The 13,074-nt window shown below is 43.9% G+C and carries 8 protein-coding genes; 4 read left to right on the forward strand and 4 right to left on the reverse strand.

Features of this window, described 5'->3' with window-relative positions; translation table 11 throughout:
• Nucleotides 1–282: 282 nt before the first annotated feature.
• From NBH01_RS14060 to NBH01_RS14075, 4 genes are all read right to left on the reverse strand, one after another.
• On the reverse strand, nucleotides 283–1,374 hold the full coding sequence (locus NBH01_RS14060; RefSeq protein ID WP_234141633.1) for an OmpA family protein: 1,092 nt from the start codon (nucleotides 1,372–1,374) through the stop codon (nucleotides 283–285).
• Between the two features lie 130 nt (nucleotides 1,375–1,504).
• Nucleotides 1,505–5,125: a cell surface protein gene (locus NBH01_RS14065; protein WP_234141632.1), complete on the reverse strand. Its 3,621-nt coding sequence runs from the start codon at nucleotides 5,123–5,125 to the stop codon at nucleotides 1,505–1,507.
• A 493-nt stretch (nucleotides 5,126–5,618) separates the two neighbouring features.
• On the reverse strand, nucleotides 5,619–6,557 hold the full coding sequence (locus NBH01_RS14070; RefSeq protein ID WP_016268274.1) for a tyrosine-type recombinase/integrase: 939 nt from the start codon (nucleotides 6,555–6,557) through the stop codon (nucleotides 5,619–5,621).
• Nucleotides 6,558–7,398: 841 nt separating this feature from the next.
• On the reverse strand, nucleotides 7,399–7,575 hold the full coding sequence (locus NBH01_RS14075; protein ID WP_008760134.1) for a BF3379 family histone-like protein: 177 nt from the start codon (nucleotides 7,573–7,575) through the stop codon (nucleotides 7,399–7,401).
• Nucleotides 7,576–7,722: 147 nt separating this feature from the next.
• Here NBH01_RS14075 and NBH01_RS14080 point away from each other — a divergent pair, with 147 nt between their 5' ends.
• From NBH01_RS14080 to NBH01_RS14095, 4 genes are all read left to right on the forward strand, one after another.
• Nucleotides 7,723–8,370: an AlbA family DNA-binding domain-containing protein gene (locus tag NBH01_RS14080; RefSeq protein WP_008760133.1), complete on the forward strand. Its 648-nt coding sequence runs from the start codon at nucleotides 7,723–7,725 to the stop codon at nucleotides 8,368–8,370.
• A gap of 34 nt (nucleotides 8,371–8,404) precedes the next feature.
• Entirely contained in the window at nucleotides 8,405–9,793 is a 1,389-nt protein-coding gene (locus tag NBH01_RS14085; protein ID WP_225694062.1) for an alanine/glycine:cation symporter family protein, read from the forward strand.
• Nucleotides 9,794–9,881: 88 nt separating this feature from the next.
• Entirely contained in the window at nucleotides 9,882–10,514 is a 633-nt protein-coding gene (locus NBH01_RS14090; RefSeq protein ID WP_008760131.1) for a DUF8491 family protein, read from the forward strand.
• A gap of 334 nt (nucleotides 10,515–10,848) precedes the next feature.
• Complete coding sequence (locus tag NBH01_RS14095) at nucleotides 10,849–13,005, forward strand: KamA family radical SAM protein (RefSeq protein ID WP_070750166.1); 2,157 nt, start codon at nucleotides 10,849–10,851, stop codon at nucleotides 13,003–13,005.
• Nucleotides 13,006–13,074 lie beyond the last annotated feature (69 nt).

A 13,074-nucleotide genomic window follows, 5' to 3' on the forward strand; every position in this document is an offset into this window, starting at 1 on the left:
ATAAAATCAGTCTATATATAAAAAAAGAGGATGCCCGTGGGAAAAATGTGAGGGGCATCCTCTGTAAGGAACAGATATCGGGAAAGAAGACTTTCACAAGCATTGCTTTCCATCTGTTCCCTGTGGGGTTATCTTCACTAACAAGTGAAGAAAGGGTTCATTGCAGAAGTCCGGGCTTTCACAAGCACGGGCTTCCTCTTTTACCTCCCATGCAGGTCCCTCATACTTTTATTAATAGAATAGAGGAATGGGGTATATACCCGCATGAGAAGTGGGAAAATATTATTCTGCAATACAGACACTTACCCGGTTTTCTTCAGGCACCCGGAAAGGCTGTACTGTATCTCCTTTAAAATCCGCAACGATTCTGTCCGGCGCTATTCCTTTGTCTTTCAAGGCATCGGCAACAATCTTCGCACGTTTTTCTGATAAAGTCATATTGATTCTCGGATTACCGGTTTCTTTGTCGGCATATCCGGTTATGGCAACTTTGCTTGCCGGATACTTTTCCATGTATGCCACCATTGCATCGATCTTCGATTGCTGGTCTTTCTGGAGAAGTGCGGAGTTCAGAGCAAAGAATATATTCTGTTTCATAGGTTCCACTACCACTGCCACAGGTTCCGGTTCGGGCTGTTTCACGACAGGTTGTGGTTTAGGTTGTTCTACTATTGGTTCCGGTTCATAATATACCGGAGCTGTTTTCTTATAGCTTTTTCCTAATTTGATGTTCAGGCCCACTAATACGTTAAATTGCCAGTCACAGTTGCCTGCCTTTTTCGAGTTGAATTTGTCGGACAGTGCATTTGCGTTTCCTTCAATATTAATAGCCAGCCGGTCATTGAGGCGCAGATCACATCCCAATCCCATACGTCCGGCTATAAGATTTTGTTTGTCCTGCCATAAATACTCTAATTCATGAGATCTTGTGTCCAGTGCGTTTGCTTCGTCGTTGTCGAAAGCATGATTCAATCCTACGCCGCCAAAAATATATCCATTGAATACACGTTTCGGATTAAAACCACAAAATAAAGTACTGAGGTCTGCCATAAGGTCCAGATTGCCTTGCAGATATTTGTACTGATAGGTTTGAGAAGGAGTGACCCATCCTGCCTTTGCCTGCCAACCGCTTACGCCTAAACGGGCTCCAAATGCAGGTGCAAACTTATACCCTACATTGACAGCTGCTGCCGGAGAGATCAGATCTGTAAAATCGGCTTCGCCTACTGTGTGAGCAGCTCCTGCCTGTACTTGCATAAACCAATGAGGTTTGAACACAGTCTTGCCTTCTTCCTTGATTTGTCGCTGTTCCTGAGCGAATGCTACTGTGCTGCCGACAGTAAGTATGGCTATTAATAAATTTCTTATTCTCATAATTTTATATATTTTATGTCTTATCACAGAGTATGCAGAATGTACTTGTTATGGTGAAAAGGGTGCCCTTTTCTGATTAGAGCACCCTTTTGTTGTTGAATGTCTAAGAATTCATTGACATTTGCGATTCTTAGTTATTCGGATTAACTGTAATAGTCAATGTAGAAGAAGTAGTTCCCCAGCCGTAATTTACTGTAGCAGGAATGAATATCTGATAAGTATATCCAACTGGTGAGCTAACATTCACATACTTCACAGTGTTACCAGTCTGAACCAAAGTAGCGCCATCAGGCAACTTGTTACCGTTGTATTCCAAGCTTGTAGTTACTTTGTTCAAATCCAGTGTTACATCGCCGAACGGACCATAGAAGAACCAGTATTGTCCAGGATTCCAATCCGGTCTGCCCCACTCTTTCTTCGTCCATTCCCAACATCCTGAGATCTGTCCGTAAGATGTTCCTTCGAATGCAGGCTTTTCAGTGTGTCTGTGAGGAACCATTGTCCAGTTACCTTCAACCCACTTGTAAGTTGCCGGTACATAGTTGATACTCTTCACATAGTCGTACTCAATAGTAGTGCTTGCAGGTTTAGAAACTTCCGTATATATAATATCGCCATCTAATTCAACATGTGGATATATCAACGGCCATCCAGCTAATTTCTGTGCTTCAAGAGAAGCGTCAACTTCTGCCTGAGTCAAGAACTCTTCAGTTGTGTAAGTCTTCTTAGTAGATCCACCCAATCTGTTATAGTATCTATAAGTAGCCTTACCTGTATACATAGTAGTCACAGTAGTGGTAGTAAACTTAATCGTACCATATTCTACATCCAACTGAGCCGGTGTAACCATTTCTTCGTGACCTTGAACATATTCGAATTCAGGAGTACAAACTCTCTTCCAGTAAGAATGAACATTTTCAACCCATGACCAGCTATCTTTTACAATTGCTTCGTTTCTCCAGTCAGTCAACAGACCATTCCATTGGAAGTCAGCAACATCACCGCCAGTCTTAGCGTCTATTACTGCAATACCGCTCGGCATGTTCAAGTTAACAGGACGGATAAAGTCAACCATAAATTCGTTAACAGTCACTTCGTCGCCATTGCTCATCGTGTAGATGTGTGCAACGACAGCTTGCAGACCGTTTGCGCTGTTCAACGCAGCCTTCACAGCAGCATTGCTCTTATCCAGGGTGATATAGTTACCGTCGATCTGAACACCAGACATTACAGGAGAAGTCAAGTTACCGTTAGAGTAAGTCTTGATTACTTTGTAACGAGCAGATTCGCAACCCGGAAGTCCTTTCACAGTGTAAGCAGAGTAAGCTTCTGTCAATGCTCTTCTGAACTGACAATCACTTGCAGGAGAAGCAACTGAGTTAGGTACACTCACATTTACATTGAAGTACTTGTACTCATCACCATCTTTCGTCCAGTAAATATCATTTTCAGTAGCATCCAAAGTAAGTTCAGGCAACTTCACGTTTACAGTGAACTTGAATGTGATGCTTGCAGGATATTCAGAAGAAGTCAGCTTGTTCTTCACTGTTACAGTTGCAACAAATTGAGAACCACCGGCACCGATCTTACCCAGTTCACCATGATTAAATGACCATACGATCTTCTTCGTAGCAGTACCTACTGAAGTATCACCGTCAACGATTCTCGGCAGAGTCATAGTGTGTGACAGGTTGTTCTTCTTCACTACAGCAACAGCACCGGAAGCATCATACAAGTTCCAGAATTCTTCGTGGCTCATGCTTGTTTCCTTACCGTTAGTAATAACGCGGTAAACATTTTCACGGATGAATTGCTCTGTGATAGTGTATTCAGCAGCTGTTTCAGTACATTTAGCTACCAAGTCATAAGCCTTGTCACCTACTACGAGGTCATCTTGCTTCGTCACACCAAATTCGATCTTCACGAATCCGCGACGTACTACATTGCCTGCTTCGTCTACCAATTCCACTTTCAGGATAGGAGTACGACCGATCGCTTCTTTATTGAAGCCTTCTGCCTGGTACAAACCTGCCTCAGCGTCGTTACATACCACCCATTTCTGCTGGTTGGTTGAAGTTTCACCTTCAGTGATGTTGTAATCAGAAGAAGCTACAGAGAACTTATATGACAACTTATAGTCTTCGATCGGGAATTCTTTGTGATTACCGTTACCGAAGCAAGTAGCCACCAGGTCTTTCAGGTTGAATACTTGATCGTAAGGAGTTGTATAGCGAACAGCTTCTGACTTACAAGCAGTGAAAGTAGTTGCATAATGAGCACCGTCAGCACCTGAAACTAAAGTAGCTTTGTCAGAGATGCGAACGTCCGGTGCAGCCAGTACGTCATCATAGATAGATACATACGGAGAAGTAACCACTACGTTAGTCTCGTCTTTGTCTACAGCATCACCCTTCAGAGTAGCCTGCAAAGCAACCATGTTTACTTTATCTTCTGCCGGCTGAGTAGAATGGACGTTAAGACGAAGCAGTTTGAAGTCCACTGTTCCCGTTGCAGCGTTAGCAACCGGAGTACCGCTGATCTGAACCCACTGGCTGGCAGCCGCGCGAGTGTTGATCACTGTAGCGCTACGATCCAAGTAGCTATAGTCAGCATTGCCCAACTTGAAGCTAGCCGGGTTGAAGTGGTAGCTTGCAGTTGCCAAAGCAGCTGTAGAAATACTATAATTCGTAGGAATAGCAGCATTTTCACCGCTTCCCATCGGAGCATATTTCAATGAGTTGAACTTGATCGCTTCCACACCGTCTACGATATAGTCGGGAGCAAACGTGATGCTTGTCAGACGGCAAGTCATCAAAGTGTGCAGGCTCACCAAGTCAGCGTTGATAGTAATAATCTGGCTGTTGATGGTTCTGATGTCACCCTGAATACCTGAGATATCCGATTTGATAGCATCCAGCTCATCGTTGATCTTATCTTCGAGGTCAGCAATATCCTGAGCTGTAGAGTTCTTCAGCGCTTCAATGGCAGATTTATTCTCACCGATCAAAGCTTTCAGACCGCCTTCACCGTTGATTTCATCCCAAAGTTTCTTAATCTCATCCTGTGCAGCTTCAATAGCTTCCTGCGCTGCCGCGATATCTTCCTTGTTAGCGTCAGCTATATCTTTTACACCTTCTGCATAAAGTTTCAAAGCGTCGAGCTGAGTCTGCAAGTCTTTATCTGCTGTAATCAACGTTTCGATAGCATCCTGAGCATTTTTGATCGCTTCGGTATTTTCTTTCACTGCTCCGTTGGCAAGATTGCTCAAACCTGTTTCAATACCTTCAATCTGAGCACCGAGTGCTTTTACAGCAGCTTCGTGTACTGTCACATCCAGTTTGTTGTCAATAGCAGCCTGCATTGAATTTCTCAATGCTTCAACCTGTGTTGCGGCTTCCGCTATCGCATCTGCTTTTGCTTGCGCAGCGGCAGCTTTCGCTTCTTCTGCCAGCGCTTTCGCTGTAGCAGCATCGGCAGCAGCCTGGTCGCCGGCAGTTTTTGCAGCTTCTGCGGCAGTCTTAGCTTCTGCAGCAGCTGTCTTTGCAGCATCAGCAGCAGCCTGTGCAGCTTCTGCAGCACTCTTCAGCGTTGTCAGCTGAGTCTGAAGATCGCCAACGGTGCTTCCGCTTTTGTCAATTTGTTCCTGCAGACTCTTGATGTCGTCATCGTAGTCTTTACAAGAAGTAAATGTACCTGCCGAGGACGCTATCAGCGCTCCAAACAGGACAGCATTTAAAAACTTTTTGTTCATAATAAAAAACTTTTAATTTATAAATTAAAAAAATAATAAAAATATAATTTCTCACTTTTGATTTTAAATCCCATGTGTTGTTCCGTTCATTTCTCGTGCGACCTCCTTTTCTTAATTCATTCAACCTTTATTTCCCTTATATAATACACTATGAAGCATACAGGCCAAACAGCCTTTACCCGTTACTTTCTAGGTAACGGGTAAACCTTTGTCCTGACTCCTGTGGAGCTATCTATATGAAAAACCAGACTATTTTACAGTGAAACATATTTACCCCTGCTTCAGACATGCGGCAGAGGGGAGGAAATTCTTTGTATCTTGATCAGAGGTTAACAGGTCCCTAATAGAAAGAAATCCGTTGTTTTATCGTATTATTTCTCTTTTTTTAGTAGTTTATCAGAAAAAATATCTTTTTTGTTTGCATGTTTTCCAAAATATATCCATCTTTGCAACGCTATTTAGCTCCGTTACCTAGAAAGTAACAGATTCATTTTCAAGCTACTACTCCAGCTATTGAATGTTTTACAAAATCAATAATCTGATTATTAGCCTCATCAATTTTCTTATTACGGAAAGGTTTTAGATAAGTCTCGGTCACCTTGATGGACGAGTGCCCCATAGCTTCGGAGATAATACCTGGATGAATTTCGCAATAATAGGCTGTTGTAGCCCATGTATGGCGGGCGGTGTATGAACTCAGTCTATCGTTCAGTCCCAATACCTCCCCCAAGAGCGTGAGCTGCTGGTTGAAGCTGCGCAATGCCAACTGATATTCCCGGTAAGCCTCCTTTGTTCCCTCTCCGCTTTTCAGCAGTGAGAAGAGATAGGGCGAATGGCTGTCGCGGTTCATATACTTCTTTAATAGTTCGAGCGCTTCCGGAGTAAGCGTCACCGACAAGGGCCGGCCTGTCTTCCGCCTGCGGTAAGTGATCACATTATCTCTCAAATCACTTTTACGCAGATAAGCGAGATCGACAAACGGCAGACCACGAAGCAAGAACATCAGCACGAACATGTCCTGCGCACGCCTCACGGCAAGAGGTATGGCGGAAGATGAAGGCAGTCTGGTGAATACCTTCTTCATATCTTCATCACACAATGCCCTCTTATGGTCCGCACGCGTGCCCGTATAAACAGAGCGGAACAGATGGGGCGTATAAACGACCATCCTACTGTTGACGGCACGATTGTACACCGCACGAAATGTTCTTAGATAAGTGGAAACGGTGTTCCAGCTACATCCCTTCCCACGAAGGTGTATCTCGAAACCTTTCAACCACTCCGGGGTGACCTCGTCAAAAGAAAAATCCCCTTCCCCACAATAAGCAATGATGGCATTGGTGCTGCTGCGATATACGTGCGCCGTACCAAAGTTTCCCCCCATCCGTAGCTCTTCGGCTACTTGCTTCATAAATGCTACTACTTTTAACATTGTACTCAGTATTAAATATTACACAATAAATATACACATATTTCAGCAACTATAATTGCCTAATACGCATATACACGACCAATTTTCAGAATAAGACACTCCGAAAATCAGTATCACCGAAAAACGAAACAACAAATAGGGAAAGATTGAGTTCATTTATTCAAATTACCATGAATAACTTTTCACATATAGCGACATCTATTGATCACTAAAAAAGGACCTTTCTTAAAAAAGGAATATTTAAACAGTGAAAGAAGGGCATAATTGTATCCCACTTTAAAGAAAGGCATAAAAATGTCATCATTCACAAATACAGGATTCCTCTTTTTTACTATTCAAAGAGTTTATCGGTCAAATCAGAAGTATAATTCTTTTTCACTGATCATTCTGATCGCTTACTGAAGAAAAACAGTTCCGAATGACACTTTTATTTTCCCGGTATTTATGGATCAATTAGAAGAAAATTAAGCAAAAACAGCTTTTTCAGGTCTTCCTTACCGACGGAAAACAGGTTGGTCGGTGAGGAAGGAGGCGTTGGTTTTAAAGAAACACCCCCTTGGTTTAAAACCAAAAGATACTTTTTTGTTTTGAAAAGGTGTATATTTCATGTAGTTTCATGCAAAGAATGTTTTTTTTTCGTATATTATTGCATTTATTTATGCAGATTTTTCTCTAGTTCGTTATTTTTAGAGTGACCGTTTTTCAATGTAATCTTAAAAATAGCACATTCGTCCGATATTTCGGGTTTCAGAAAAGAGAAGGAGGTATAAATAGAAGAAGAGGATGCATCTCACGACACATCCTCTTCTTTTTTCCTGATATCTTAGTAGACTTCTATTTCTTAGTTTTTAGAAGCTTCCAAAGATGCTTTACGGAATTCTTTCATTGCTTTTTCGATTTCCAAAGAAGCCTTACGAGCACGAGTTCCTGCTGCTTTGTTACCGTTTTCAATCTGAGCGTTAGCATCTTTTGAGAAGTCAGCATACAGAGCTGCTACTTTTTCTACCAATTCTTTCATAATCCTTTTATTTTTTTCGTTAATAATGTGTCGCAAAAATACACTGTTTCCCGAAATAAACGCATAAAAACAATATTTTTTTTGAATTTATCTGCGAAAATAAGCTAAAAAAAGGGCTTTTCACCATTTTTCCCTACCTTTGTAGCCATGAAAACGCTTACTGATACGGATTACATACATACTTTGATAGCTGAAGGAGAGCATCAGCAACAGGACTTCAAATTCGAAATTTCCGACGCACGCAAGATTGCCAAAACGCTGTCGGCTTTTGCCAATACCGACGGAGGACGGCTATTGATCGGCGTGAAAGACAATGGACGAATAGCCGGCGTACGATCTGAAGAGGAAAAATATATGATTGAAGCAGCCGCACAACTTTATTGCATCCCGGAGATAGATTATACTTTACAAACATATATCGTGGAAGGCAAACAGGTATTAGTAGCCACCATCGAAGAGAATCCGCACAAGCCTGTCTATGCGAAAGACGAAAACGGAAAGCCTCTCGCCTATCTCCGCATCAAGGATGAGAATATACTGGCTACCCCTATCCACCTGCGTGTATGGCAACAAAGTGGCAGCCCGCGGGGAGAACTGATCCGTTATACGGAACGCGAACAACTCCTGCTCGACCTGCTGGAACAGGGAACACTGCTTTCACTCAACCGGTATTGTCGGCAGACCGGTATTTCCCGACGTGCCGCCGAACATCTGCTTGCCAAATTTGTTCGGTATGATATAGTAGAGCCCGTATTCGAAAATCATAAATTTTATTTCCGAATGAAAAACGAGTGATATACTACGATTTATTCTTTTCAAAAACCTAACTATGAACTTTATCAATGAAATAAATGATATACTCTGGACATACATCCTGATTATCATGTTACTGGGCTGTGCCGTTTGGTTCAGCATCCGAACGCGGTTCGTACAGTTCCGTATGCTTCGCGAAATGATTGTATTACTCAGCGAGTCCGCCGGAAAAGGAAAACAGGGCGAGAAACATGTTTCATCTTTTCAGGCATTCGCTATTACGATTGCCAGCCGTGTGGGTACGGGCAACTTGGCAGGGGTGGCCACCGCCATCGCCATCGGCGGACCGGGAGCTGTTTTCTGGATGTGGGCGATCGCCCTGCTGGGAGCTTCGAGCGCTTTTATCGAATCTACCCTGGCACAGTTATATAAGATACGCGGGAAGGACTCTTTTGTCGGAGGCCCGGCTTATTATATGAAGAAGGGATTGAAACAGCCGTGGATGGGGATGCTTTTCGCTGTGCTCATCAGCATTACTTTCGGTTTTGCTTTCAATTCGGTACAGAGCAATACGATTTGTGCTGCTGCCGAACATGCGTTCGGATTCAATCATACGGTGTTGGGAGGAGTGCTTACCGCTCTGACTCTTGTCATCATCTTCGGTGGTATCCGCCGGATAGCGCATGTAAGCAGCATTATCGTCCCGGTTATGGCATTAGGATATGTAGGACTGGCACTGGTCATCGTATTACTTAATATCACGCATCTGCCGGAAGTGATATCTCTCATCATCAGTCATGCCTTCGGCTGGGAACAGGCATTGGGTGGAGGTGTCGGTATGGCGCTGATGCAGGGTATCAAGCGCGGATTATTCAGCAATGAGGCCGGTATGGGTTCGGCTCCGAATGCAGCAGCGACGGCCAACGTCACTCATCCTGTCAAACAGGGGTTGATACAGACGCTGGCAGTATTTACCGATACTTTATTAATTTGCACCTGTACGGCATTTATCATTCTTTTCAGCGGTGCTCCTTTGGACGGTTCCTCCAATGGGGTGCAACTAACCCAACAGGCGCTCACGAATGAGATCGGTGCTTCCGGAAGCATCTTTGTTGCCGTAGCGTTGTTCTTCTTCGCATTCAGCAGTATCTTGGGAAATTATTATTACGGTGAAGCGAATATCCGTTTCATCACCGCAAAGAAATGGGTGCTCCACACCTACCGGATATTGGTCAGCGGCATGGTACTTTTCGGGTCTGTCGCCACACTCGATTTGGTATGGAGTCTGGCGGACATCACGATGGCTCTGATGGCTGTCTGCAACCTGATCGCCATTATCTTTCTCGGAAAGTATGCCATCCGCCTGCTCTCGGACTATCGTGCCCAGAAGAAAGCGGGCATCCAAAGTCCTGTTTTCAGGAAAGAGACCATGCCGGACATCGAAAAGGACTTGGAATGTTGGTGAAAACCAACACTTTTTCGTACCTTTGCGGCTCATTAAAATCTCCACACACGATTTGTAAATTGTAAATTATAAAATAGTAAATATAACGATGGGCTTATTTGGTTTATTCAAAAAGAAATCCGATGAAACAAAAGTCGGCAATGTAGAAGATTTCATATCACTGACCCGGGTTTATTTCCAGTCAGTCATCGCTACTAACTTAGGTATTACCAACATCCGCTTTTTACCGGATGTGGCTAACTTCAAACGTTTGTTCAAGATTCCTACGCAGGGAGGTAAGCTGGGACTGGCAGAAAAGTCAGCTTCACGCAAAATGCTGATGCAGGACTACGGACTGAATGAAAGTTTCTTTAAGGAGATCGACAGCTCCGTGAAGCGTAATTGCCGTACGCAGAATGATATCCAGTCGTATCTGTTTATGTATCAAGGTTTTTCCAACGACTTGATGATGCTGATGGGAAATCTGATGCAATGGAAGTTCCGTATGCCGTCTATATTCAAGAAGGCGCTTTACGGGATGACGCAGAAGACGGTACACGATGTTTGTACGAAGACGGTGTGGAAGGCTGATGATGTGCACAAGACTGCGGCGACTGTCCGCCAATACAAGGAACGCCTGGGGTATTCGGAACAGTGGATGACGGACTATGTATATAATATAGTGCTCCTTGCCAAAAAGGAACCGAAAAGGAAGAACGACGACACGGAAACGAAAAAATAAGGTCGCGTAAATGTTAGAAAATCGTAAAGAATAGCATAGCAGGAAAAGCGGGAGTGGCATACTTCCGCTTTTTTTATTATCTTTATGTACTTTTTCTTTTGCCTTGATGCAAAAGAAAAAGTACCAAAAAGAAAAAATCAAGGCTGCGCCTGCCCGGCTACTCCGGTCTCATTTCCGGCTAAAGGGCAGAAACTCGCTTCGCTCAAACAGTCTGCCTTTTTTAACGCCGTAAATAAGACCTGTGCTTGACGCCGGGCAGTCGAGGCCGGGGGAACCTTGCGGAGGGATAGGTCGTTACTAATCAATAAATAATATAATAATATAGAGGATGCTTATGAAACAAAAGAAAATGCTTGTACTTACTTTTTCGCAGTTGAAACAAATATACACGCAGGAGATGCCGGAGTTGGTAGAGATGGCGGCGGTGAGTCCGACAGTGGAGGACTTTAAGGCTGGTCTGCTAAAACATCTGGATAGTTGCGGGATGGTTAATGAGGTTGCGGAGGAGGCAAGGGAGCAAATTCGACTCTTACTCCAGTATGATGGACAGGATGTTCATGAACTGTCTACGGGACAGGATATTTCGGTACAGACGATACGGTTGCTTTATCAGTTTCTGACGGAGAAGTTGGAGAATATAGAGATGCCGACGGATTTGTTTGTAGAATTGTTCCAGTTGTTCAAACGTTTGCAGGGGGAAAATGTTCCTTCGCCGTCTCCGCAGCGCATCAAGAGCCGGAATGACCGGTGGGATACCGGATTGGATGAGGAAGTGCGGGAGATGCGGGATGAGAATAAGGAACGGATGCTGCATCTGTTGATTCAGAAGATTGAGAACCGGAAGTCGAAGCCTTCGGTACGGTTCCATTTTGAGGAAGGGATGAGTTATGAGGAGAAGTATCAGTTGGTAAGCAAATGGTGGGGAGATTTCCGCTTTCATTTGTCGATGGCTGTGAAAAGTCCGGCTGAGTTGAATCGCTTTTTAGGAAATTCACTTTCGTCGGAGACGATGTATTTGCTGAATCGGGCACGTAAAAAGGGAATGCCGTTCTTTGCTACGCCTTATTATTTGTCGTTGCTGAATGTGACGGGGTATGGGTATAATGATGAAGCGATTCGGAGTTATATACTTTATTCGCCACGATTAGTGGAGACGTATGGCAATATTCGTGCATGGGAGAAGGAAGATATTGTGGAGGCAGGAAAGCCGAATGCTGCCGGATGGCTCTTGCCGGACGGACATAATATTCACCGACGGTATCCGGAGGTGGCTATCCTTATTCCTGATACGATGGGACGGGCTTGTGGAGGGCTTTGTGCATCTTGCCAGCGTATGTATGACTTTCAGAGTGAACGGCTGAATTTTGAATTTGAGACGTTACGACCGAAGGAGTCGTGGGACAGTAAGTTGCGACGGTTGATGACCTATTTTGAACAGGATACGCAGTTACGCGATATTCTGATTACGGGAGGCGATGCGCTGATGAGTCAGAATAAGACGTTGAAGAATATATTAGAAGCGGTGTATCGTATGGCGGTACGCAAACAAAGGGCGAATCTTGAACGTCCGGAAGGTGAGAAATATGCGGAATTGCAACGGGTGAGACTGGGTTCTCGTTTATTGGCTTATTTGCCGATGCGTATTAATGACGAGTTGGTTGACATTTTGCGGGAGTTTAAGGAAAAGGCTTCGGCTGTTGGCGTCAAGCAGTTTATCATTCAGACTCATTTTCAGACACCGCTGGAGGTTACCCCCGAGGCTAAAGAAGCAATTCGGAAGATTCTTTCTGCCGGATGGATTATTACGAACCAGTTGGTATATACGGTGGCTGCCTCACGCAGAGGACATACTACGCGGCTTCGCCAGGTACTCAATTCACTGGGAGTGGTATGTTATTATACGTTCTCGGTGAAGGGATTTAATGAGAATTATGCGGTGTTTGCCCCCAACAGTCGCTCAATGCAGGAACAGCAGGAAGAGAAAATTTACGGACAGATGACTCCGGAACAGGCGGAAGAATTGTATAAGATACTGGAGACCAAAGTCAGTGCAGGTATAAATGAAGAAAAAACGAAAGAAGATGCTGACACCGCCAAACAAATAAGACGGTTCATGAGAAAGCATCATCTGCCTTTCCTTGCTACCGACCGCAGTGTACTGAATCTGCCTGCTATCGGCAAGAGTATGACTTTCCAATTGGTAGGATTGACTGAGGAAGGCAAACGAATTCTTCGCTTCGAACATGACGGTACCCGTCACCATAGCCCTATTATCGATCAGATGGGACAAATCTATATCGTAGAGAATAAATCACTGGCAGCTTATCTACGCCAACTCAGCAAGATGGGGGAAGACCCGGAAGACTACGCTTCTATCTGGAGCTATACAAAAGGGGAAACCGAACCTCGTTTCAGCCTCTACGAGTATCCAGATTTCCCCTTTCGGATTACAGATAAAATGAGTAATTTAGAAATAAATAATAGGTATTAGGTAATAGGTAATAATCGTAGCTGCCGGTAGCTTTACCCGCATGGCATATTACTTATTACCTATTATTTA

Origin of the sequence: Bacteroides sp. B1-V-101 (assembly GCF_023656585.1) — a bacterium.
In the GTDB taxonomy this organism is placed as follows: domain Bacteria; phylum Bacteroidota; class Bacteroidia; order Bacteroidales; family Bacteroidaceae; genus Bacteroides; species Bacteroides thetaiotaomicron.

Bases quoted from the DNA above. Each gene is read 5' to 3' on its own strand.
- NBH01_RS14080 (WP_008760133.1), top strand. From the start codon at position 7,723: ATGAAAACGCTTACTGATACGGATTACATACATACTTTGATAGCTGAA.
- NBH01_RS14085 (WP_225694062.1), top strand. From the start codon at position 8,405: ATGAACTTTATCAATGAAATAAATGATATACTCTGGACATACATCCTG.
- NBH01_RS14070 (WP_016268274.1), bottom strand. From the start codon at position 6,557: ATGTTAAAAGTAGTAGCATTTATGAAGCAAGTAGCCGAAGAGCTACGG.
- NBH01_RS14075 (WP_008760134.1), bottom strand. From the start codon at position 7,575: ATGAAAGAATTGGTAGAAAAAGTAGCAGCTCTGTATGCTGACTTCTCA.
- NBH01_RS14090 (WP_008760131.1), top strand. From the start codon at position 9,882: ATGGGCTTATTTGGTTTATTCAAAAAGAAATCCGATGAAACAAAAGTC.
- NBH01_RS14060 (WP_234141633.1), bottom strand. From the start codon at position 1,374: ATGAGAATAAGAAATTTATTAATAGCCATACTTACTGTCGGCAGCACA.
- NBH01_RS14065 (WP_234141632.1), bottom strand. From the start codon at position 5,125: ATGAACAAAAAGTTTTTAAATGCTGTCCTGTTTGGAGCGCTGATAGCG.
- NBH01_RS14095 (WP_070750166.1), top strand. From the start codon at position 10,849: ATGAAACAAAAGAAAATGCTTGTACTTACTTTTTCGCAGTTGAAACAA.